The sequence below is a fragment of the Tardiphaga sp. vice154 genome (genome assembly GCF_007018645.1).
GTDB lineage: Bacteria > Pseudomonadota > Alphaproteobacteria > Rhizobiales > Xanthobacteraceae > Tardiphaga.
Genome location: NZ_CP041399.1, coordinates 675992 through 696417 on the forward strand (window position 1 = coordinate 675992; position 20426 = coordinate 696417).

21 protein-coding genes and 1 tRNA gene are annotated in these 20426 nt (G+C 65.7%); 17 read left to right on the forward strand and 5 right to left on the reverse strand.

Translation table 11 applies throughout. From position 1 onward, the window contains the following. Window positions 1–10: 10 nt before the first annotated feature. Entirely contained in the window at window positions 11–376 is a 366-nt protein-coding gene (locus tag FIU28_RS27160; protein WP_168202848.1) for a transposase, read from the reverse strand. Window positions 377–387: 11 nt separating this feature from the next. Continuing rightward, window positions 388–573, reverse strand: coding sequence for a hypothetical protein (locus FIU28_RS26270; protein WP_168202849.1), 186 nt, complete (start codon window positions 571–573; stop codon window positions 388–390). Window positions 574–801: 228 nt separating this feature from the next. On the opposite strand from FIU28_RS26270, the gene hisD reads away from it, so the two are divergent. From hisD to FIU28_RS03195, 9 genes are all read left to right on the forward strand, one after another. Then, window positions 802–2097 (forward strand): histidinol dehydrogenase, encoded by a 1296-nt coding sequence (gene hisD, locus FIU28_RS03155; RefSeq protein ID WP_143571640.1) that lies wholly within the window; start codon window positions 802–804, stop codon window positions 2095–2097. Then, a complete protein-coding gene (locus tag FIU28_RS03160; protein ID WP_143571641.1) occupies window positions 2094–2588 on the forward strand; it encodes a UPF0262 family protein in 495 nt (164 codons plus the stop codon). Before hisD ends, FIU28_RS03160 begins: the two co-directional genes overlap by 4 nt. Before the next feature lie 74 nt (window positions 2589–2662). Beyond that, entirely contained in the window at window positions 2663–3130 is a 468-nt protein-coding gene (locus FIU28_RS03165; RefSeq protein ID WP_143571642.1) for an arsenate-mycothiol transferase ArsC, read from the forward strand. A gap of 977 nt (window positions 3131–4107) precedes the next feature. Then, complete coding sequence (locus tag FIU28_RS03170; RefSeq protein WP_143571643.1) at window positions 4108–4731, forward strand: Maf-like protein; 624 nt, start codon at window positions 4108–4110, stop codon at window positions 4729–4731. Next, window positions 4721–4894, forward strand: a complete 174-nt coding sequence (yacG, locus tag FIU28_RS03175; RefSeq protein ID WP_143571644.1) for a DNA gyrase inhibitor YacG — start codon at window positions 4721–4723, stop codon at window positions 4892–4894. Before FIU28_RS03170 ends, yacG begins: the two co-directional genes overlap by 11 nt. 137 nt (window positions 4895–5031) lie before the next feature. Next, window positions 5032–5107, forward strand: a tRNA-Phe gene (locus FIU28_RS03180). Between the two features lie 161 nt (window positions 5108–5268). Beyond that, window positions 5269–5997 (forward strand): CBS domain-containing protein, encoded by a 729-nt coding sequence (locus FIU28_RS03185; RefSeq protein ID WP_143571645.1) that lies wholly within the window; start codon window positions 5269–5271, stop codon window positions 5995–5997. Window positions 5998–6021: 24 nt separating this feature from the next. Next, complete coding sequence (locus FIU28_RS03190) at window positions 6022–6474, forward strand: baeRF12 domain-containing protein (protein ID WP_143571646.1); 453 nt, start codon at window positions 6022–6024, stop codon at window positions 6472–6474. Between the two features lie 180 nt (window positions 6475–6654). Continuing rightward, window positions 6655–7059 (forward strand): BA14K family protein, encoded by a 405-nt coding sequence (locus tag FIU28_RS03195; RefSeq protein WP_246660847.1) that lies wholly within the window; start codon window positions 6655–6657, stop codon window positions 7057–7059. Window positions 7060–7111: 52 nt separating this feature from the next. Here FIU28_RS03195 and FIU28_RS03200 read toward each other — a convergent pair whose 3' ends face one another. Continuing rightward, window positions 7112–7648 carry a hypothetical protein gene (locus tag FIU28_RS03200; RefSeq protein WP_143571647.1) on the reverse strand — a complete coding sequence of 179 codons (537 nt, stop codon included), beginning with the start codon at window positions 7646–7648 and terminating at the stop codon, window positions 7112–7114. Window positions 7649–7721: 73 nt separating this feature from the next. Next, entirely contained in the window at window positions 7722–8372 is a 651-nt protein-coding gene (locus tag FIU28_RS03205) for a BON domain-containing protein (protein WP_143571648.1), read from the reverse strand. 414 nt (window positions 8373–8786) lie between these two features. Between FIU28_RS03205 and phbB the strand changes: the two genes are divergently transcribed. The 3 genes from phbB to FIU28_RS03220 are packed head-to-tail and all read left to right on the forward strand — an operon-like array spanning window position 8787 to window position 11911. After that, window positions 8787–9512, forward strand: coding sequence for an acetoacetyl-CoA reductase (phbB, locus tag FIU28_RS03210; RefSeq protein ID WP_143571649.1), 726 nt, complete (start codon window positions 8787–8789; stop codon window positions 9510–9512). 39 nt (window positions 9513–9551) lie between these two features. Then, window positions 9552–10034 carry a CBS domain-containing protein gene (locus FIU28_RS03215; RefSeq protein ID WP_143571650.1) on the forward strand — a complete coding sequence of 161 codons (483 nt, stop codon included), beginning with the start codon at window positions 9552–9554 and terminating at the stop codon, window positions 10032–10034. Between the two features lie 44 nt (window positions 10035–10078). Continuing rightward, complete coding sequence (locus tag FIU28_RS03220; protein WP_143571651.1) at window positions 10079–11911, forward strand: PHA/PHB synthase family protein; 1833 nt, start codon at window positions 10079–10081, stop codon at window positions 11909–11911. A 62-nt stretch (window positions 11912–11973) separates the two neighbouring features. Here FIU28_RS03220 and FIU28_RS03225 read toward each other — a convergent pair whose 3' ends face one another. Then, on the reverse strand, window positions 11974–12807 hold the full coding sequence (locus FIU28_RS03225) for a universal stress protein (protein ID WP_143571652.1): 834 nt from the start codon (window positions 12805–12807) through the stop codon (window positions 11974–11976). A 128-nt stretch (window positions 12808–12935) separates the two neighbouring features. Between FIU28_RS03225 and FIU28_RS03230 the strand changes: the two genes are divergently transcribed. The 5 genes from FIU28_RS03230 (at window position 12936) to FIU28_RS03250 (ending at window position 20419) form a co-directional block, all read left to right on the forward strand. Further along, window positions 12936–15632, forward strand: coding sequence for a bifunctional acetate--CoA ligase family protein/GNAT family N-acetyltransferase (locus FIU28_RS03230; protein ID WP_143571653.1), 2697 nt, complete (start codon window positions 12936–12938; stop codon window positions 15630–15632). A 74-nt stretch (window positions 15633–15706) separates the two neighbouring features. Continuing rightward, window positions 15707–16525, forward strand: coding sequence for an aspartate dehydrogenase (locus FIU28_RS03235; RefSeq protein WP_143571654.1), 819 nt, complete (start codon window positions 15707–15709; stop codon window positions 16523–16525). 88 nt (window positions 16526–16613) lie between these two features. Then, window positions 16614–18203, forward strand: coding sequence for a gamma-glutamyltransferase family protein (locus tag FIU28_RS03240; protein WP_143571655.1), 1590 nt, complete (start codon window positions 16614–16616; stop codon window positions 18201–18203). Between the two features lie 40 nt (window positions 18204–18243). Then, window positions 18244–19050: an NAD-dependent protein deacetylase gene (locus FIU28_RS03245; RefSeq protein ID WP_143571656.1), complete on the forward strand. Its 807-nt coding sequence runs from the start codon at window positions 18244–18246 to the stop codon at window positions 19048–19050. Between the two features lie 196 nt (window positions 19051–19246). After that, window positions 19247–20419, forward strand: a complete 1173-nt coding sequence (locus tag FIU28_RS03250; protein WP_143571657.1) for an NnrS family protein — start codon at window positions 19247–19249, stop codon at window positions 20417–20419. The last annotated feature ends 7 nt before the right edge of the window (window positions 20420–20426 follow it).

Below are 20426 nucleotides of genomic sequence, written 5' to 3' on the forward strand. Positions count from 1 at the left end.
CCGGCTTTTTTTATGTGGTGAAGTGCAGTTGCGACAGGCGCCGCTTTCTTACCTTCCCCTGAGGGGGATCGTCGCGTAATTGGCTCAATGGGGTCTTTGCGCTCGTTTTGACGGCTCTGAGGCCCTGCGCTGTCCGGTTCAGCGAACGGCGCATGTTGTAGGCAAGCGCGACCATGTTGAAGTGGGCGATGTTCTTGGGCAGACCGCGGTAGCGGACGCGGACGAAACCCAGCCATCGCTTCAGCGTCGCGAACACGCCTTCGACCTCGGCCCTGATCTTGCTGATCAGCCTGGTGTGCCGCTTCTGCGAGGCACGGACCTTCGGGCCGCCAGCAGCAAGCCGCGCTGATGTTCGGCATCTGACAGCCCGCACCACTGCTGCAGCAGCTACGCCTTTAGCATCAGCAGCGGATCGCAGGGCGGCCGGCCCGCGCCCTCCGGCTTGAGCCGCGCCAGCAGCTTCTCGAAACGGTACCACTTCACGTCCCGGATCAGCCGTTCAGGCGTCTGGTTATGCCCGACCTTGTGCGAAACCAGCGCTTCCACAAGGCTCAGTTGATCCCGTTCCGCCATCGTCCGTCTCCGATCAATGCATCCCAGCACTGAATCACAGATCGGTAATTACCCAACGATCCCCCTTGCGGGGAGGGTGAAAATCAGTAATCCGGCGAAGGCCGTCGTGGCGGATGGGCCGGTCCCGGATTGGTATCCGGGCTACGGGCCTCACCGGGGTTGACGACCTCCACCTGCCGCGCCATTGAGCAGGGGGCTCTGGCCGGCAGGGCCCCCCGGGATACCACCATGCCAATTCGCCTTTCCTCGCAGAGCTCCGATTTTGCGGCCGCCTTCAATGCCTTCCTCAACGCCAAGCGCGAGGTCGCGGCGGATATCGAGACCGCCACCCGCGCCATCGTCGATGACGTCGCCGCGCGCGGCGATGCGGCGCTGCTAGAAGCTACCGAAAAATTCGACCGGTTGAAGCTTGACGCCGCTTCCTTGCGCATCACGCCGTCCGAAATCGAGGCTGCGGTTGCCGCCTGCGACACGGAGACCGTCGACGCCCTGAAATTCGCCCGCGACCGCATCGAGCTGTTTCACAAGCGCCAGCTGCCGAAGGACGACCGTTTCACCGATGCGCTCGGCGTCGAGCTGGGCTGGCGCTGGAGCGCCATCGAGGCGGTCGGGCTCTACGTCCCCGGCGGCACCGCGGCCTATCCGTCCTCGGTGCTGATGAACGCCGTGCCGGCCAAAGTGGCGGGCGTCGGCCGCGTGGTGATGGTGGTGCCGTCGCCGGACGGCAAGCTCAACCCGCTGGTGCTGGCGGCGGCGCATCTCGGCGGCGTCACCGAGATCTACCGCGTCGGCGGCGCGCAGGCCGTGGCCGCGCTCGCCTACGGCACCGCGACCATCGCGCCGGTGGCCAAGATCGTCGGCCCCGGCAATGCCTATGTCGCCGCCGCCAAGCGCCTTGTGTTCGGGAAAGTCGGCATCGACATGATCGCCGGCCCCTCCGAGGTGCTGGTGATTGCGGATGCGACCGGCAATCCCGACTGGATCGCCGCCGACCTGCTGGCGCAGGCCGAGCATGACGTGAACGCGCAGTCGATCCTGATCACCGACGACGCCCGGCTCGCCGACGACGTCGCGCGCGCTGTCGAGGCCCAACTCACGACCTTGCCCCGGGCGGCCATCGCGCGAAAATCCTGGGACGATTATGGCGCCATCATCCAGGTGGAGCGGCTGGAGCAGGCCGTGGCGCTCGCCAACACCATCGCCGCCGAGCATCTGGAGATCATGACGGCCGACCCCGAGGCGCTGTCGCTGGGCATTCGCAACGCCGGCGCGATCTTCCTCGGCGCCCACACCCCCGAGGCGATCGGCGATTATGTCGGCGGTTCCAACCACGTTCTGCCGACCGCGCGCTCGGCGCGGTTCTCTTCCGGCTTGGGCGTGCTTGACTTCATGAAGCGAACGTCGATCCTGAAGTGCGGGCCGGACCAGCTTCGAGCGCTGGGCCCGGCTGCGATGACGCTGGGCAAGGCCGAAGGCCTCGATGCCCACGCACGTTCCGTTGGATTGCGCCTGAACCTGCGATGAGCACCTCACCCCCCTCGGACGACACCGAGAACCGCATCAGCGCGGTGACGCTCGATGAGGAATCGATCGGCCGCTCCGGACCGGACATCGAGCACGAGCGCGCGATCGCGATCTACGATCTCGTGGAGAAAAACCTGTTCGCGCCGCAGGGCGCCGATGCCGGCCCGTTCACGCTGCATATCGGCATCACCGGCAACCGGCTGATGTTCGACATCCGCCGCGAGGATGGCACGCCGGTCGTCGTGCACCTGTTGTCGCTGACGCCGTTCCGCCGCATCGTGAAGGACTACTTCATGATCTGTGACAGCTACTACCAGGCGATCCGCACCGCTACCCCGGACAAGATCGAGGCGATCGACATGGGCCGCCGCGGCATCCACGACGAGGGCTCGAACACGCTGATGGAGCGGCTCGACGGCAAGGTGCGGATCGATTTCGAGACCGCGCGCCGGCTGTTCACGCTGATCTCCGTGCTGCACTGGAAGGGTTGAGCCGGCGCATGATTCCGAAACGCGTCACCCGGTTTTCGGACCCCATCATGCGCCAGAACAAGCGGGCTTGAGGCGTGGCAGAACCGCCCCGCGCCCGCATGCCGCAGGCTGTGTTGTTCGCCTGTGGCCAGAACAGCATCCGCTCGGTGATGGCGGAAAGCCTGTTGCACCACATGTTTCCGAAGGCGATCTACGTCAAATCCGCCGGCGTGAAGAAGGGCGAGCTCGATCCCTTCGTGGTCGCGGTGATGGCCGAACTCGGCCACGACGTCTCCAAGCACAAGCCCACCACCTTCGAGGAGCTCGACGACTGGGAGGGGCTGAACTTCGACCTGATCGTCACGCTGTCGCCGGAAGCGCACCACAAGGCGCTCGAACTGACCCGCACCAACGCCGCCGACGTCGAATACTGGCCGACTGCCGACCCCTCCGGCACCGAAGGCAACCGCGAACAGAAACTCGCGGCCTATCGCGAGGTGATGGACGGATTGCTGCTGCGGATCAGGAAGCGATTTTCGAAGGGCGGCGCGGCGAGCGGGTGAGGCCATCGTAGGGCGGGTTAGCGCGCAGCGCGTAACCCGCCGCCTCTCGATGATCCGACGGGCGGCGGGTTACGGCGCAAGGACGCCTAACCCGCCCTACGCGGTTCGACCAGCCGCAAGAAATTTCACCAAAGCGATATTGACAATCTTCCTATAAGACCATATGCCTATGTTCGTCCCGCCCCATCGAGAGGGGCGTTTCGCGATCGTCACGGTTCGCGGGGCGGGATGCGGTGGACGCGGCAGCGTCGCGCCGCGGTGCTTTGGCCAGGGCGCGGCCCGGCAGATGAGCGGCGCCCACAAGGGCCGCTTTGACGCCCACAGCCGCGTGAGGACGGGCATCGCGGTGGACGACGACGCTGTGCGGTGCGGACCGGGGTGGAGATGCGCCCCATTCGTATCGCCTTGCGCGGCGGCCCAAATCGTGTGGTCCCGACCGAAATCAGGTCTGCTGCCGACGCGTCCAAATCCGGGCGGCGTCGGGAACCGGCGGAGACGACGGCGAGCAGGTTACGACCGTTGCCGGGGAGAGCGCGAAGCAAGCCGACAGACCATCGCGTGCGGAACGCCGGACGATTCGGTGCTTTCGTGGTGACTAGGCTCGTGTGCTTTCTACACTTTGCACACGAGGCTGCGGACGCACCTGGCGTCCGGCGTTCCGCGCGCCCTCTTTTCGGAAAGAGGGGGCTGGAAATACCCACAACCCGGGCGCCTCGGCGCCGCGGGATCGCGGAAACATGGCTGTGATCCAAAACTGTCATTCCGGGGCGCAGGCGGCGCCAGCCGCATGCGAACCCGGAATCCCGTGCGGCTCCAGCGCTGTCCCCATCATGTCGGGATTCCGGGTTCGCGCCCGCCTCGCGGCGCTCGCGCCCCGGAATGACAGTGTGAGGCGCCCCGGAATGACCGCCTTCGCCAGGTTGCCGCGCCATCCCCCTTCCGATACGTTCCGCGCGCCCTCCAGGATCAATCAATCAATGCCCGGCCGTCCCAAACTCGTTCTCGCCTCCGGCTCGCCCCGCCGCCTCAGCCTGCTCAACCAGGCCGGCATCGAGCCCGATGCGCTGCGCCCCGCCGATGTCGACGAGACGCCGAAGCGCGGCGAGCTGCCGCGCGGCTGCGCCAATCGCCTGGCGCGCGCCAAGGCCGAGGCGGCGCTGAAGGCTGTGCAGCTCGACGACGATCTGCGCGGTTCGTTCATTCTCGCCGCCGATACCGTGGTCGCGGTCGGCCGCCGCATCCTGCCCAAGGCGGAACTGGCCGACGAGGCCTCGCAATGCCTGCGGCTGCTGTCGGGGCGCAACCACCGCGTCTATACCGCGGTGTGCATCGTGACCCCGAAGGAAGGCTTCCGGCAGCGGCTGATCGAGACCCGCGTGCGGTTCCGGCGGCTGACCGAGGACGACATCCGCGCCTATATCGATTGCGGCGAATGGCGCGGCAAGGCCGGCGGCTACGCCGTGCAGGGCATTGCCGGCTCCTTCGTGGTCAAGATGGTCGGCTCCTACACCAACATCGTCGGCCTGCCGCTCTACGAGACGGTGTCGCTGCTGTCCGGCGAAGGCTTTCCGGCTCGCGACGGGTGGCTCAATGCCAGCTGAGTCCTCCGCCAAAGCCAGACCGTGCCCGATCTGCAACAAGCCGTCGGTCGAGGCCTCCAAGCCGTTCTGCTCGGAGCGCTGCCGCGACGTCGATCTGAACCGCTGGCTGTCGAATTCCTATTCGATTCCCGGCAAACCCACCGACGACGAGGACGCCGACTAGCCCGCGCGCTCTCGCGACGCCGCCCTGAGCGTTGATTTCACGGCGAAATCGGCTTTTTCAGCAATCGCCCACGGGCGGGTGGACATGGGCCGCCAGCCTGCCTATAAACCGGCGCTCCCGGATGCGTTCGGGACCCTGCCCGGGTAGCTCAGTTGGTAGAGCATGCGACTGAAAATCGCAGTGTCGGTGGTTCGAATCCGCCCCCGGGCACCATTTTAAATTCCGCATTTCTTCCGACGAAACCAGCCGATGGCGCGCCGCCTGCAGCGTGCGGTTGACGGATCGCGCGGTCACCTTCCTTTCTTGACCTGTATCAATCCGGCCGCGAGACGCTTGGCGTAACCCTTGGGGAAACATCTCTCCCGGAGGATGCCATGCGAACGCATCAGATCATGACCCGCCATGTCATTACGGTCGATGCGGAGACGCCGCTGATCGAGGCCGCCAAGCTGATGCTGCAGCATCACATCAGCGGGCTGCCCGTGGTCGACAGAGCGGGCAAGCCGGTGGGCATCGTCTCCGAGGGCGACTTCATCCGCCGCAGCGAAATCGGCACGCAGCGCAAGCGCGGCCGCTGGCTCAAATTCCTGCTCGGTCCCGGCAGCTCCGCCAAGGACTTCGTTCACGCGCATGGCCGCAAGGTCGGCGAGATCATGACCGAGGATCTGTGCACCGTCACGGAGGAGGTGCCGCTCGAGGACGCGGTGCGTCTGATGGAGCGCCGCAATGTCAAACGCCTGCCGGTCGTGCGCGGCGAGACGCTGGTCGGCATCCTGACCCGGTCCGACCTGCTCCGCACGGTCGCCAGCCTGGCGCGCGATGTGCCGGATCCGACCGCCGATGATGATCATATCCGCCATCGCGTGATCGCGGCCATCCAGAACAACGACTGGACGCCGATGCAACTCGGCGTGATCGTGCGGGAAGGCATCGTGCATATCAGCGGCATCATTCCCGATGAGGATTACCGGAAGGCGATCATCGTGGCCGCCGAAAACGTCGCGGGCGTCCGGCTCGTCCATGACCATCTGTCGTGGTTCGATGCGATGTCCGGCATTTCCTTCCGGTCGCCGGAAGACGAAGATTGGGCCAAGGTCGGCTAGCGGGTTCTGTCAGGATTTAAACTCATGAAACTGAAAATTCCGCATGGTGCGTTCGTGTTCGTCGGCGACGGCCGCAAGGCGCTGTTTCTGCGCAACGATGGCGATGAAAAATTCCCGAACCTGAAGACCGAGAAGGTTTTTCTCGATGACAATCCGCCGACTCACGAGCAGGGGGCCGATCGGCCGGGCCGGGTGCACCAGGCCGCTCCGGGCGAGCAGCGTAGCGCCGTCGGGCAGCCGGACTGGCATGATATCGAAGAGCAGCATTTTGCGCGGCGCGTCGCCGGCTCGCTGGAGCAACTGATCCGGTCGAGCAAAGCGCGTGCGCTCGTCGTCGTGGCGCCGCCGCGAACCCTCGCCGAGTTGCGGGACGCATTCCATGCCGACATCAAGGGCCTGATTCTTGCCGAGATCAACAAGGACCTCACCAAGCATCCGATCGGCGATATCGAGAAGTATCTGACCGAAGCCGTCTGACATCGCGACGTGCCGGCGTGCGATCTTTGCCGCAACGCTGACGCAATGCGCTCGGCCGGTGATCGCGCAGAAACGAACCCGTGCCTGCGCTGGGAATGGCCAGCATTGCCGCGCTTGATATCAATCAAACGCATCGATGAACAATCGTTCTACGATGCAAGCAGGATGGAGGACTGTATCATGCGCGGATATACCTATATTCGAAGTGCGTTCGTCGCGGCGGGAATTCTCGGTATCATGGGTTCGATGCAGCCGGTGGCCGCGGTTCCACTGGCGCCGGCGGCGCGCTTGATGGCCTCGGCCAGCACGGCCGACATCGTGCAGGTCCGCGGTGGTCGCGGCGGGGCGGCACTGGCGGCAGGTCTCGCGACCGGGCTCATCGTTGGCGGCCTGCTCAGCGTGCCGCATTATTACGACGGGCCGTATACGTACTATCGTCGCAGTTACTATCCGCCGCCGTATTATGGCCCGGTCGGCTACGCTGGTCCGGGCTGGGAAGCATATTGCTTCTCGCGCTATCGATCGTTTGATCCGATCAGCGGGACTTATCTGGGCTATGACGGGCGGCGGCATCTCTGCCAGTAGCTGATCGCCGGCGGACGTCCCCGCCACGGGATGCCAGCGAAGCGTCCATTTGTCAGAACTTAGGCCGCTGTTTGCGATCGGCGCTGTCGGTAGCAGGTCGGCGGGCCGTAATGCCGGCCGCGATCTGCATGGTCGCCCCTGCAAACCAGAACACGCCAAGCATGATGGCCGAGACAGGTCCTGCGGCAAGGTCGAGAACGACAATAGCGGCCGAGATACCCGAGGTCATGGCGACCAGAAACGTGCCGGCGGCACTGAGCAGCTGAATCCGAACCCTGGTCGTCGCCGGCAGATGCGCCGATCGTGCCCCGGGTTTCTGCGGGCCGCGGGGAAGATCGATTCCGGTATAGAAGCCGGCCGAGCCATAGATGAGGACGGCCAGAAACGGGATGGCCGTTTCGACGAAGGCGACGTGAACGCGCCCTTCGAGAATGGCGACGAACATCGCAGACAGGCCGCCGGTCAGCGCAAGCCCGGTCCGTTCCAGCAAATGAGCGGCGCCCAGTAGGGTACGACGGGGTTGCGATGCATCGGTCATCGTCAGAATCTCACCTGAAGGCTCCAACCGCGAGCGCAGCAGGCCGTCCACGCGGACGGCCTGCTGCGTATCAGCCGGCGCGAGAAAAAACCGTCCGCCAGCGCCGGTCCGGCGGCAAAACGTTTCAGGAGATCGTCAGCCGGTCCTCGACGGCAGCAACACCGGGCGCCGACCACGCCGCATTCTCGACGGCGCGACGCTCGTCCCAGTTATCGACCTTGCCTTCGAGCACCACCTTGCTGCCGTTCTGCACGCTGACGCGAATTCCGCTGGCTTCCACTTCAGCATGCCGCTTCAGCGCCGCCTCGATCTTTTTTTTCACGTCGATCGCGTCGATATGCGGCTTGATCGTGATTTTGTTAGTGATGCCGCGCACGCCGGACAGCTTGCGTACGTCGTCTTCCGCCGCGGTCTTTTCATAGTACCAGTTGACGGTGCCGCTCAGGGTCACCCAGCCGTCCTGGACCAGCACATCCACGGCGCCTGGCGGCACCACGACATCCCACTCCGGAATGTCGATAGCCCGCTTGGCAATCTGGTCATCGGCGATCTTGGCCTGGTAGGTATATCGTACCTCTATATTCTCGGCGATAGCGTGAACGCCCTTGACGCGCCGGGCGGCCGCGATGGCTGCAAGCTTTTCCGCGTAGCTGTTGACATGGCCGCTCAGGCTGACGACGTTCTTATCGACCGCGACGCCGACATGCTCGCCATTGAAGCGCGGGTCGAACTCGAACTCGTCGATCACATCCTGTCGCAGTTGTGAATCGGTCATTTGACGATTCCTCCATTTCGATGTGAAGTGTCAGATCGACTGATGTTCGACATATCAGAAAGCAGGTTTTAACTGGAGCGCGACGCCAGTGGCCAACACCCTAGACGTGGGTGCCTCGGGAAACCTTGATATTGATCAAGCGCGAAGTGGCCATCCGGCAAGACGCTCCGCTTCGAAGGGACGGGCGTTACGTTCGCTTGCCGACCCTTGGCGCATCGTGCGATCAGCGCGTCATACTGAATAAACAGGCCATCCAGCAAGATGGGCGGGCGGCGCTTCGAAGTAACAAGATGACCAATATGACCGTAGCCGACTGTCGCTGCCAAAGTTGTTGATTCATCTCAATGGTCATTGAGCGGTCTGGTCCTAAGCTGCCCGTACAGCTTGTGTCGTGACCGATCGTGAGGTTTCGGAATGGCGAGGATCGCGTTGGTCTCGGGCGGTACGCGCGGCATTGGTGGTGCGATTTCCGAAGCGCTGCTGGCCGCGGGCTACCGGGTCGCGGCGAATTATGCCGGCAACGAGACTGCCGCCGCGGCATTTCACGCCAGGACCGGAATTCCCGTTTTCCGGTGGGATGTCAGCGATTTCGACGCCTGCGCCGAGGGAATTTCGAAGGTGCAGGCCGCGCTCGGTCCGATCGAGATCCTCGTCAACAATGCCGGGATCATCCGCGATTCCGCGCTCCACAAGATGAGCAAATCGCAATGGGACCCGGTCATCGCGACCAATCTCGGCGGCCTGTTCAATATGTGCCGTCCGGTGGTCGAGGGCATGCGGGCCCGCAAATTCGGCCGCATCATCAACATCTCCTCGGTCAATGGTCAGAAGGGTCAGTTCGGCCAGTCGAATTACGCCGCGGCCAAGGCCGGCGAACTCGGTTTCACGCGCTCGCTGGCGCTTGAATCGGCCCATAGCGGCGTCACCGTGAATGCGATCTGTCCCGGCTACATCCATACCGAGATGCTGGATGCCGTCGCGCCGGAGATCCTGACCAAGAGCATCCTGCCGCTGATCCCGGTCGGCCGCCTCGGCGCGCCGGCCGACATCGCGCGCGCGGCGGTGTTTCTCGCCGCCGACGACGCCGGCTTCATTACGGGCTCGACGCTGGCGATCAATGGGGGCCAGTTGATGTGTTGACCGCGGAGGGACAGCGATGACGAGCCTGTCGAGGGTGCCATGAATGTCTCCGATATCATGCGACGCTCGTTTGCGTCGATCCGTCCGGACGCCTCGTTGCTGGAGGCGGCCGACCTGCTGATCGAGACCAACCAGCGCGGGCTGCCCGTTGTCGATGCCGAGGGTAATCTGCTGGGCATGATCTCCGAAGGCGACTTCCTGCGGCGGACCGAACTGGATGTCGATCTGCCGCGGGACAACTGGTTTGGCAAGATCCTCGGCGGCGACAAGCATGAGCCTTCCCGGCGGCGAATGAGCGCCCTGGTAGTGGGCGAGGTGATGAGCCGGCATCCGCTGTGCATCAGCGATGAAGCGCCGGTCAGCGAGGTCGTGGCGATGATGGCCGCACGCCGCATCGCGCAATTGCCCGTCGTCTGTGGCGATACGCTGGTCGGCGTGGTGGGCCGGGCCGAGTTGCTCGTGGCGGTGGCGAGCGTGCTGCGCGCCGCCCAGGCGGACCACGACAGCCCGGCACAAACGTAACTATCAAGTTTTAAGTATCAGTCTCAGAAATCAGGTAATATGCCATGCCCGGACGCTTGCCATCGCCAGTACCCGACGAGACGGCTGTTGCGCCGTCGTCCCAGGCCCCGGCTGTGGAGCCGGCCACGCCGGTGCAACCCTGCGCAAGCCCTGCCGGTCTCGAAGCGGCCAGCGATATGCTGGATCGCGAATTGCATGCGGCGGCTGCGGCCCTGACCGGCGGTCTGTCGCCATCGGCGCTGACGCTGGCCTTTGCCGACTGGTTGATCCATCTGGCCACTTCTCCCGGAAAGCAGATGCAACTGGCCGCGGCTGCAGCCTCGGGCGCGGCACGGCTGGCCGAGCAGGTCAGCCAGCTGTCGCCGCATTTCAGGCCGTGGTCGGTGATCGCGCCGACCTCCGTGGATCGGCGGTTTGCCGGCGCAGACTGGAATATGGCGCCGTACAATATGGTGGCGCAGGGATTCCTGCTGGCCGAACAATGGTGGCAGGCCGCCACCAATGTGCGCGGCGTTGCCCGCGATCATGCCGCGATCACGGCGTTCACGCTGCGCCAGATCCTGGACACCGTGGCGCCGAGCAATTCCCCGCTCACCAATCCCGAAGTGGTACGGAAAACGCTCCAGACCGGCGGAAAAAACGTCATCGACGGATACAACAATTGGCTGCAGGATATTCAGGGACTCAGGCAGGATGGCAGCGTCGATCACGACGGTCGTTTTGTCGTGGGCGAGAGCGTGGCGACCGCACCGGGCCGGGTCGTGTTCCGCAATCATCTGATCGAACTGATCCAGTATGAGCCCGCGACCGAGACGGTCCGTCCGGAGCCGGTGCTGATCGTCCCGGCCTGGATCATGAAATATTACATCCTGGATCTGTCGCCACATAATTCCCTGGTCCGCTATCTGACGCAGCAGGGCTTCACCGTGTTCATGATTTCGTGGCGCAACCCGACCCGGGCCGACCGCGACCTCTCGCTCGAAGACTATCGCATGCTCGGCGTCGAGGCGGCATTGTCTTCGGTGCAGTCGATCGTTCCCGGCCGCGCGGTGCACGCCGCCGGCTATTGCCTCGGGGGAACGCTGCTGGCGATTGCCGCCGCCGCGATGACGCCGGAGCGGCGCAGCCATCTTCGAACGCTGACGCTGCTGGCCGCGCAGACCGATTTCACCGATGCCGGCGAGCTCACTTTGTTCATCAACGAAAGCCAGATCAGTTTCCTGGAAGACGTGATGAATCACAGCGGCGTGCTGGCCTCGCAGCAAATGGCCGGGGCCTTCCAGATGCTGCGATCGAACGATCTGGTCTGGTCCCGGATCGTGCGCGGCTATCTGATGGGAGAGCGCTCGGCGCCGAACGACCTGATGGCATGGAATGCGGATGCCACGCGGATGCCGGCCCGCATGCATTCCGAATATTTGCGCAAGCTGTTCCTCAATGACGACCTAGCCGAGGGGCGCTATGTCGCCAATGGCCGGCCAGTCGCCCTGTCCGACCTGCGCGCGCCGATGTTCGTGGTCGGAACGTCGAGGGACCATGTCGCGCCCTGGCGGTCGGTGCACAAGATCCATTTTCTCGCCGATGCCGACGTGACCTTCGTGCTCGCCGGCGGTGGCCACAATGCCGGCATCGTCGCGCCGCCCGGCCAGCAGGGGCGCTCTTATCAGATCATGAGCAAGGCGGCAGAGGGCCCCTATATCGGGCCCGACCAGTGGAGCAGTGAAGCCCCCGTCCACGAGGGCTCCTGGTGGCCCGCCTGGGCCGCATTCCTGGCGGCGCATTCGGAGGAAAGGACGGCGCCGCCGGCGTTTCCCGCGGCGCTGCCGGACGGCACGCCGCTGCCCGCCGCGCCGGGAGAGTATGTGCGCCAGCACTGACGGGGTGCATCATCGATGCGGCCGGGCAAGCCTGCCGGGCGCGGCGATCTGTCCCTGCTGTCTCAGTGCGACATCAAAGCGGGAATCGTCAGCGAGTGAAACATCTCGCGCGTCGTGCCGCCAAGGAGTAGTTCGCCGAGCGGCGAATGACCGTAGCCGCCGATCACCAGATAATGGCTGCCGAGATCGGCGGCGAGCGACAGGATCGTGTTGTGAACCTGACCTGGCTCCGCGGTCGCATGATGGACGGTTACGGCCAGTCCATAGCGATCGAGATGGGCCGACAGTTGATCGATGCTGGTGTCGCAGGCGGAAGCGTGGGTGGATTGGACCGAGATGGCGTCGATGGTCCGCGCCTTGCGTAGCAGCGGCATGGCATCGTGCAAAGCGCGCGCGGCAGCCCGGCCGCCGTCCCAGCACACCAGGGCACGGGTCAGATGGAGAGGCCCGCGGTGAATGTAGGGCACCAGCAACATCGGGCGACCGGACTGCAGCAGCAAGGTCTCCGCGAGATGGCGGTCGTGGCTCGGGTGCTCCGCGTCAGGCTGCGTCACAACGCTGAGATAAGCCATCCGCGACACCGCGGCCAGCGCCTGATTGGCCAGGCGGGGCGTATCCGAGATGCAGCCGGTCGTCGCCGGAATGCGCGCCGCCCGTGCGGCCTTCTCAAATCGGGCCAGCCTGTCATTGGCCGCCTGGGGATCGGTATTGTACTCGGTCGATAGCGCAAACCGGGCGGCCGAAGGGCCGACATCGATGGCCGGGTTGATCACCTGATAGGTCGCGACGATCCCCTGAAGATGCGCGGCAAAGCTGGCCGCCAGCGACATCGCGCAATCGAGCACGGGCTCCATGGGCCGATCGACCGGGAGATGAACGGCGATATCCTTGATCACGGCGTGCCCCGATTGCTTCAGACGAGCCCGAAAACAAACCGTCGCACGCCGACAGGATTTCGGAGTTGATTTTCGTCAAATCTTTAAATGGAGTTGATACTACATCTAAAGCGAATTGCGGAGGGCGGATGTCGATCTATCGTTTGGCCAATTTGCTTGCGCCGCGGTCCGTTGCACTCGTCGGCGCCAGCGCGCGCCCGGGGTCGGTCGGGCAGGCGGTGTTGCGAAACATTCTGGATGCAGGCTTTCCCGGTCCGTTCGGTGTCGTCAACGCCCGCCGCCACGAGATTGACGGACGTGTCACCGTCGGCAGCCTCTCCGAACTTTCCTTTGTGCCCGAGCTGGTGGTCATCACCGCGCCGGCAAGAGCGATTCCCGGTCTGGTCGAGGAAGCCGGACGCATCGGCAGCGCCGGGGTGGTGATCATCTCGTCCGGGCTGGGGCATGGCCCCGGCTCGCTGGCCGCCGAGGCCGAAGACGCCGCGCGTCGTCACCACCTGCGGCTGATCGGCCCGAACTGCGTCGGCCTGGCGATGCCGGATGTTCACCTCAACGCCAGCTTTGTCACCGGCACGCCGCGTGCCGGAGGGCTGGCGCTGATCTCGCAATCCGGCGCGATCGTCGCGGCGATGGTCGGCTGGGCCGCGCAGCGCGCGGTTGGCTTTTCCGGCCTTGTCTCGGTCGGCGATCAGCTCGACGTCGATATCGCCGATCTGCTCGATTTCTTCGCGCTGGACCCCAAGACCCGCGCCATCCTGCTCTATCTCGAAGCCGTCACGGACGCCCGCAAGTTCATGTCGGCCGCGCGCGCCGCCGCCCGGGTCAAGCCGGTGATCGTCGTCAAGGCCGGGCGCATGGCGCAGGGGGCGAAGGCGGCCGCGACCCATACCGGGGCGCTGGCCGGCTCGGACGCGGTCTATGACGCGGCCTTCCGCCGCGCCGGCCTGCTCCGCGTGCCGGATCTGCGCGAGATGTTTGATTGCGCCGAGGCGGTCGGCCGGATTGCGGCGCCAGCCGGCAAGCGGCTGGCAATCCTGACCAATGGCGGCGGCATCGGCGTGCTGGCGGTCGATCGGCTGGTCGAGCTGGGCGGCGTCGCCGCGCCGCTATCGGCCGCGACCCGCCAAAGGCTCGATGCCATACTGCCGCCGACCTGGTCCGGCGACAATCCCGTCGATATCATTGGCGACGCGGATGCGGCGCGCTACTCCGCCGCGGTCGATATCCTGCTGGCCGATCCGGACAGCGACGCCGTGCTGGTGATTTACGTCGAGGCGGCCATCGCGTCGGCTGACGCCATTGCGTCCGCGGTGTTGCAGGTCGTCGCCGCCGATAAACGGGCTCACGGTGATTCCGCCAAGCCGGTACTGGCGGCATGGGTCGGCGCCGACGCGGCGACGCGCGAAACGCTGAGCGCGGCCGGCATTCCCAACTACGCGACGGGCGGCGACGCGGTGCAGGGATTCATGCATCTGGTGCTGCATCGTGAGCTGGTCGAAACGCTGGCCCAGGTGCCGCCCGCGTTGCCGCAAGCATTCGAGCCGGATCTTGCTGTCGCCCGAAATATAGTGGTGGCCGCCGTCGACGAGGGGCGGCAATGGCTGGGTCCGATCGAGATCAAGCGGCTGTTCGATGCCTACCGGATCCCGATGATCGCGACCTTCGTCGCCACCGATGCCGCGCAGGCCGCGCATAACGCCGCGGGAATTCTGGCCGAGGGCGATGCGGTCGTTCTGAAAATCCTGTCGCGCGACATCACGCATAAATCCGATGTCGGCGGCGTGGTGCTCAACCTCTCAAGCGTGGAGGCGGTGCGTGTGGCAACCGTCGATATGCTGGCGCGCGTCCGATTGGCGCGCCCCGAGGCCGATATTGCCGGCGTGATGGTGCAGGCGATGCTGAAGCGGCCGAATGCGCGCGAACTGATCCTGGGCCTGGCCGACGACGCGACCTTCGGCCGGGTGGTGGTGTTCGGCCGCGGCGGCACGGCCGTCGAAGTCGTCAACGACAAGGCGCTGGCGCTGCCGCCGCTCGATCTGCCGCTGGCGCGGCAGTTGATCGCGCGCACGCAGGTGTCGCGGTTGCTGCCGGCCTATCGCGATGTGCCAGCGGTGCAGCCCGATGCGGTGGCGCTGGCGCTGGTCAAGCTGGCGCAGATGGCGGTCGATCTTCCACAGATCCGCGAGCTCGATATTAATCCGCTGCTGGCCGACGAACATGGCGTGATCGCGATCGATGCCCGCGTGGCGATCGGTGCCGTCGTTCCGAAATTCGGCGGCAGGGAGGCCGGCCATCTCGCGGTCCGGCCCTATCCCTCGCAATGGCAGCGGCATCTCAAGGTCCGGGATGGCTGGCATGTCTTTGTCCGCCCGATCCGCCCGGACGACGAGCCCGGGATCCAGGCGTTTCTGACCCATGTCAGCAGCGAGGACCGCCGGCTTCGTTTTCTGGCGCCGCTGAAAGAGTTCAGCCACGCCTTCATCGCCCGGCTGACGCAGCTCGATTATTCGCGCGCGATGGCCTTCGTCGCCTTCGATGCGGCCTCCGGCGACATGGTCGGCGTGGTGCGGCTGCATTCCGACTCGGTCTATGAGAGCGCCGAATACGCCATTCTGCTGCGCTCCGACCTGAAGGGCCGCGGACTGGGATGGGCCCTGATGCAATTGCTGATCGACTATGCGAAATCCGAAGGTCTGAAGCGGATCTATGGCGACGTGCTGCAGGACAATACCGTGATGCTGGCGATGTGCCGCGAACTGGGCTTCGAGGTGAAGACCAGCGCGGAAGAGCCGTCGCTGTGCCACGTGGTGCTACCCCTGGGGTGAGCGAAGCACAGGCCTTGTCGAATTCCCGCCGGATGCCGTACGACGGTAGGCCAGAGAATAGACAGGGGAACGCAATGACGACGGTTCAGGTGAGCAAGCGGGTGGCGGTGGTGGGGCTGGGTGCGATCGGGCGCGCCGTCGCGACGGCGCTGGACCGCGGCATGGACGGGCTGGTGCTGTCGGCGGTTGCCGTCAGCCATCCCGACAAGCATCGGGAGTTTCTCGCGGGCCTATCCACTCCGCCGCCGATCCTGCCGATCGATGGCCTGGCGGACGCGGCCGACATCGTGATCGAATGCGCGCCGGCCGCCCTGCTGCGCGGAATCGTCGAACCGTTCGTGAGGAGCGGCAAGACGGCGATCATCCTCAGCGTCGGTGCCTTGTTGGTGAACGACGATCTGATCGCGATTGCCAAGGCCCATGGCGGCCAGATCGTGGTGCCGACCGGCGCGCTGATCGGTCTCGACGCCGTCACCGCCGCCGCCGAGGGCGAGATCCATTCGGTACGCATGGTAACGCGCAAACCGGTCCGGGGCCTGGCGGGTGCGCCCTATATCGTCGAGCACAACATCGACATCGAGAGCATCACCGAGCCGCTGAAGATTTTTGATGGCAGCGCCCGCGAGGCGGCCAAGGGCTTCCCCGCCAATCTGAACGTCGCCGTCGCGCTGTCGCTGGCGGGCATCGGCCCGGACCGCACCCGGCTGGAAATCTGGGCGGATCCCGCGCTGACCCGCAACGTCCACCGCGTCGAGGTGGATGCGGACTCCGCCAGTTTCTCGATGACGATCGAGAACATCCCGTCGGAGAACCCGAAGACCGGCCGCATCACGGCGCTCTCGGTGATCGCCTATCTGCGCAAGCAGGGCGCGGCGTTGCGCGTCGGCACCTGATCCGGTTGCGGATTGAGAAACGGCGCGAACATGCTTACAGACGTGTTCATTCCGCCCGCTGGCGCCCTCTGCACTCCTGGAGCCCCTGATGCTTGAAACACCGCGCGCCCGCCGGGGCATGGTCACGTCGCCGCATCATCTGGCGTCGCAGGCCGGGCTCGATATCCTGAAGGCCGGCGGCACGGCGGTCGAGGCCGCGATCGCGGTCGCGGCGTGCCTGTCGGTGGTCTATCCGCACATGACCGGGATCGGCGGCGATGGCTTCTGGCTGATCGCCGAGCCGGGTAAGCCGCCGACCACGGTGGACGCCTGCGGCCGCGCCGGCGCCGCGGTGGATCTGGCCTATTACGCCAAGCACGGCTGCCAGACGATTCCGTTCCGCGGGCCACTGGCCGCCAATACCGTCGCCGGCACGGTGTCGGGCTGGCAGAAGGCGCTCGATCTGTCGAAACACTGGCAGACGCCGCTGTCGCGCGAGCAATTGCTGGAGAGCGCGATCTACTATGCCGAGAGCGGCATCGTGGTGACGCGCAGCCAGTCCGAGCTCACCGCCGAGAAGGCGCCGGAGCTGCAGGACCAGCCGAACTTCGCCGCCGCCTTCATGCCGGGCGGCAAGGCGCCGGCGGAAGGCGACGTGCTCAAGCTCGCCGCGCTGGGCGCGACGCTGAAGCGGCTCGCCGCCGACGGCTTCGAGACCTTTTATGAGGGCAAGCTTGCCGACAGCATTGCCGCGGATCTCGTCCGCGTCGGCGCGCCGGTCACTGGCGACGACCTCCTGCGCCATCAGGCCAGCGAACGCCCGCCGCTGTCGGTCGCGGTGCACGGGGCAGAGCTGTTCAACATGGCGCCGCCGACGCAGGGTCTGTCGTCGCTGATGATCCTAGCGCTGTTCGACCGGCTCGGCGTGACGCAGGCCGAAGGTTTCGACCACATTCACGGCCTCGTCGAGGCGACCAAGCAGGCGTTCCTGGTTCGTGACGAGCATGTCGGCGACCCCGATTACATGACCGTCGATCCCGCCTCGTTCCTCGACGAGGCCTTGCTCGATGAGATGGCGAGCCGCATCGATCGCACCAAGGCGCTGCCGTGGCCGCATGTGCGAAAACCCGGCGATACGATCTGGCTCGGCGTCATCGACGGCCAGGGTCGCTCGGTGTCGTTCATCCAGTCGGTCTATTTCGAGTTCGGCTCTGGCGTGGTGCTGCCGGAAACCGGCATCTGCTGGCAGAACCGCGGCGCCTCGTTCCGCCTGCAAGCGTCCGGGTGGAATGCGCTGAAGCCGAACCGCAAGCCGTTCCACACGCTGAACCCGGCGATGGCGATCTTCGACGATGGCCGGCGCATGGTCTATGGCAATATGGGCGGCGAGGGCCAGCCGCAGACCCAGGCCGCAGTGTTCTCGCGCTACGGCATGTTCGGCACGCCGCTGCAGCAGGCGGTCAGCGCGCCGCGCTGGCTGCTCGGCAAGACCTGGGGCGACGAGAGCGTGACGCTGAAGCTGGAAGACCGCTTCGATCCCGCGCTGATCCGGCAGTTGAAGGACGCCGGCCACGAGGTCGAGGTGCTCGGCAGCTATACGAGCACGATGGGCCATGCCGGCGCGATCGTGCAGCATGCCAACGGCGTGCTGGAAGGCGCCACCGATCCACGCTCCGATGGTGCCGTGGCGGCGTGGTGAGCGCTCTTGCGAATCGTCCGCCGCGGCATAACTGAGGCGGATGATTTCAAGCGTTCTCGAAGAATTCGTCGACCGGCACCAGCGGCTGTTCGTCCTGACCGGCGCCGGTTGCAGCACGAATTCCGGCATTCCGGATTACCGCGACGCCGACGGCAACTGGAAGCGCACGCAGCCGATGACGTTCCAGGCCTTCATGGGCAGCGACGCCACACGGCGGCGCTACTGGGCGCGTAGCCTGCTCGGCTGGCGCCGCTTCGGCAGCGCGCAGCCCAATGACGCGCACCGCGCGCTGGCGCGGCTGCAGCAGATCGGCAAATGCGAGGCGCTGCTGACGCAGAACGTCGACGGCCTGCATGACGCCGCCGGCCACACCGGCGTGATCGACCTGCACGGCCGGCTCGACCAGGTGCGCTGCATGGGCTGCGAGCGCCGCATCCCCCGAGACGAGTTTCAGCACGAGATGGGCTTGCGCAATCCGGGCTGGCTCCTGCTCGACGCCAAGGCGGCGCCCGATGGCGACGCCGATCTGGAGAGCGATTATTTCGCCGCCTTCGACGTGCCGCCCTGCGCGCAATGCGGCGGCATCCTCAAGCCGGATGTCGTGTTCTTCGGCGAGACGGTGCCGCGCGAGCGCGTCGAGACCGCGATGGCGCATCTCGCAAAGGCCGAGGCCATGCTGGTCGTCGGCTCCTCGCTGATGGTCTATTCCGGCTATCGCTTCGCGCAGACCGCGGCCAGGGGCGGCCTTCCGATCGCCGCGATCAATCTCGGCCGCACCCGCGCCGACGAGCAACTCGCTTTCAAGATCGAGCAGCGCTGCGAAGATGCTTTGGCGTTTTTGCTCTGAGCGCGAAATCTGGCGCCGCCAGCGTGTGGCATTGCGGCAGTGCTCGAACCGTTCCGTCTATCGGAGCATCCGACATTCGAGGCCGCGCCGGAACGGATAGATCTTTGTCCCTGCGCAAAGAGAAGCAGTCGAAACCGGATAGCTTCGCGCGGTCGAGTGCCGCAGCGAAAGTCGGCGCGGCCTGAAAGGTGCTGTCATGCCGAGCCCCAAGCTGAAGAATTATCGCGGACCGGCGCTGTTCTCGTTCGGTTTCCGGCCGTTCTTCCTGTTCGGTTCGCTCTATGCGGGCGCCGCCATGCTGGTCTGGCTGCCGGTTTTCTACGGCACGCTCGGGCTGGGCACGGCCTTCGCGCCGCGCGACTGGCACATTCACGAGATGCTGTTCGGCTACATCGCCGCGGTGCTCGCGGGCTTCCTCTTGACGGCGATCCCGAACTGGACCGGAAGATTGCCGCTGCAGGGCCGGCCGCTGATGGTGCTGTTCGCGGTGTGGGTCGCCGGGCGCATCGCGGTCAGCGTGTCGGCCACGATCGGCTGGGGTGCCGCGGCCGTCATCGATGGCGCGTTTCTCGTCCTGTTGGCGGCAGCCGCGGCGCGCGAAATCATCGCCGGTCGCAAATGGAGCAATCTCAATATCGTGGCCGTGGTCAGCCTGCTCGCGGCCGGCAATATCTTCTTCCATCTGGAAGCGCATGTCAGCGGGCTGGCCGACTACGCCAGCCGCGCGGGCATCGCCGTGGTGATGATGTTGATCTCGCTGATCGGCGGGCGCATCATCCCGAGCTTCACGCGCAACTGGCTGGCGAAGCGCGGAGCGGGACGGCTGTCGATCCCGTTCGGGCGGTTCGACATGATCACGCTGGGCATCAGCGCGCTGGTGTTGATCGGATGGATCGTCCGCCCGCTCGAGCCCGTGACGGGCGTTGCCCTGTTGATATGTAGCGGCCTGCACATCGCGCGCCTCGCGCGCTGGACCGGATACCGCACGACGTCCGACCGGCTGGTGCTGATTCTGCATCTGGCTTACGCCTTCGTGCCGCTGGGCTTCGTCCTCGCCGCGCTGAGTGCGTGGGATCTGGTCGCCCCAAGCGCCGGCATTCATGCCTGGACCGGCGGCGCCATCGGCACCATGACGCTCGCCGTCATGACGCGCGCCACGCTGGGCCACACCGGCCAGACCCTGCGGGCATCGCCGGCGACCCATCTGATCTATGCGGCGGTGATCGTTGCTGCCTTGTCGCGGGTCTGCGCGGTGCTGCAGCCCGATCATGCCGGACCGTTGCTGGCCATCGCCGGCGTGGCCTGGGCAGCCGCCTTCACCGGCTTTGCTGCGGCCTATGGCCCGGCGCTGTGCCGGCGCATGAAGTGAGCAGGTC

Excerpts from the sequence above, each read along its gene's own strand:
- FIU28_RS26270 (WP_168202849.1), bottom strand. The coding sequence starts at position 573 with ATGGCGGAACGGGATCAACTGAGCCTTGTGGAAGCGCTGGTTTCGCAC.
- hisD (WP_143571640.1), top strand. The coding sequence starts at position 802 with ATGCCAATTCGCCTTTCCTCGCAGAGCTCCGATTTTGCGGCCGCCTTC.
- FIU28_RS03160 (WP_143571641.1), top strand. The coding sequence starts at position 2,094 with ATGAGCACCTCACCCCCCTCGGACGACACCGAGAACCGCATCAGCGCG.
- FIU28_RS03170 (WP_143571643.1), top strand. The coding sequence starts at position 4,108 with ATGCCCGGCCGTCCCAAACTCGTTCTCGCCTCCGGCTCGCCCCGCCGC.
- yacG (WP_143571644.1), top strand. The coding sequence starts at position 4,721 with ATGCCAGCTGAGTCCTCCGCCAAAGCCAGACCGTGCCCGATCTGCAAC.
- FIU28_RS03185 (WP_143571645.1), top strand. The coding sequence starts at position 5,269 with ATGCGAACGCATCAGATCATGACCCGCCATGTCATTACGGTCGATGCG.
- FIU28_RS03190 (WP_143571646.1), top strand. The coding sequence starts at position 6,022 with ATGAAACTGAAAATTCCGCATGGTGCGTTCGTGTTCGTCGGCGACGGC.
- FIU28_RS03195 (WP_246660847.1), top strand. The coding sequence starts at position 6,655 with ATGCGCGGATATACCTATATTCGAAGTGCGTTCGTCGCGGCGGGAATT.
- FIU28_RS03205 (WP_143571648.1), bottom strand. The coding sequence starts at position 8,372 with ATGACCGATTCACAACTGCGACAGGATGTGATCGACGAGTTCGAGTTC.
- phbB (WP_143571649.1), top strand. The coding sequence starts at position 8,787 with ATGGCGAGGATCGCGTTGGTCTCGGGCGGTACGCGCGGCATTGGTGGT.
- FIU28_RS03215 (WP_143571650.1), top strand. The coding sequence starts at position 9,552 with ATGAATGTCTCCGATATCATGCGACGCTCGTTTGCGTCGATCCGTCCG.
- FIU28_RS03220 (WP_143571651.1), top strand. The coding sequence starts at position 10,079 with ATGCCCGGACGCTTGCCATCGCCAGTACCCGACGAGACGGCTGTTGCG.
- FIU28_RS03230 (WP_143571653.1), top strand. The coding sequence starts at position 12,936 with ATGTCGATCTATCGTTTGGCCAATTTGCTTGCGCCGCGGTCCGTTGCA.
- FIU28_RS03235 (WP_143571654.1), top strand. The coding sequence starts at position 15,707 with ATGACGACGGTTCAGGTGAGCAAGCGGGTGGCGGTGGTGGGGCTGGGT.
- FIU28_RS03240 (WP_143571655.1), top strand. The coding sequence starts at position 16,614 with ATGCTTGAAACACCGCGCGCCCGCCGGGGCATGGTCACGTCGCCGCAT.
- FIU28_RS03245 (WP_143571656.1), top strand. The coding sequence starts at position 18,244 with ATGATTTCAAGCGTTCTCGAAGAATTCGTCGACCGGCACCAGCGGCTG.
- FIU28_RS03250 (WP_143571657.1), top strand. The coding sequence starts at position 19,247 with ATGCCGAGCCCCAAGCTGAAGAATTATCGCGGACCGGCGCTGTTCTCG.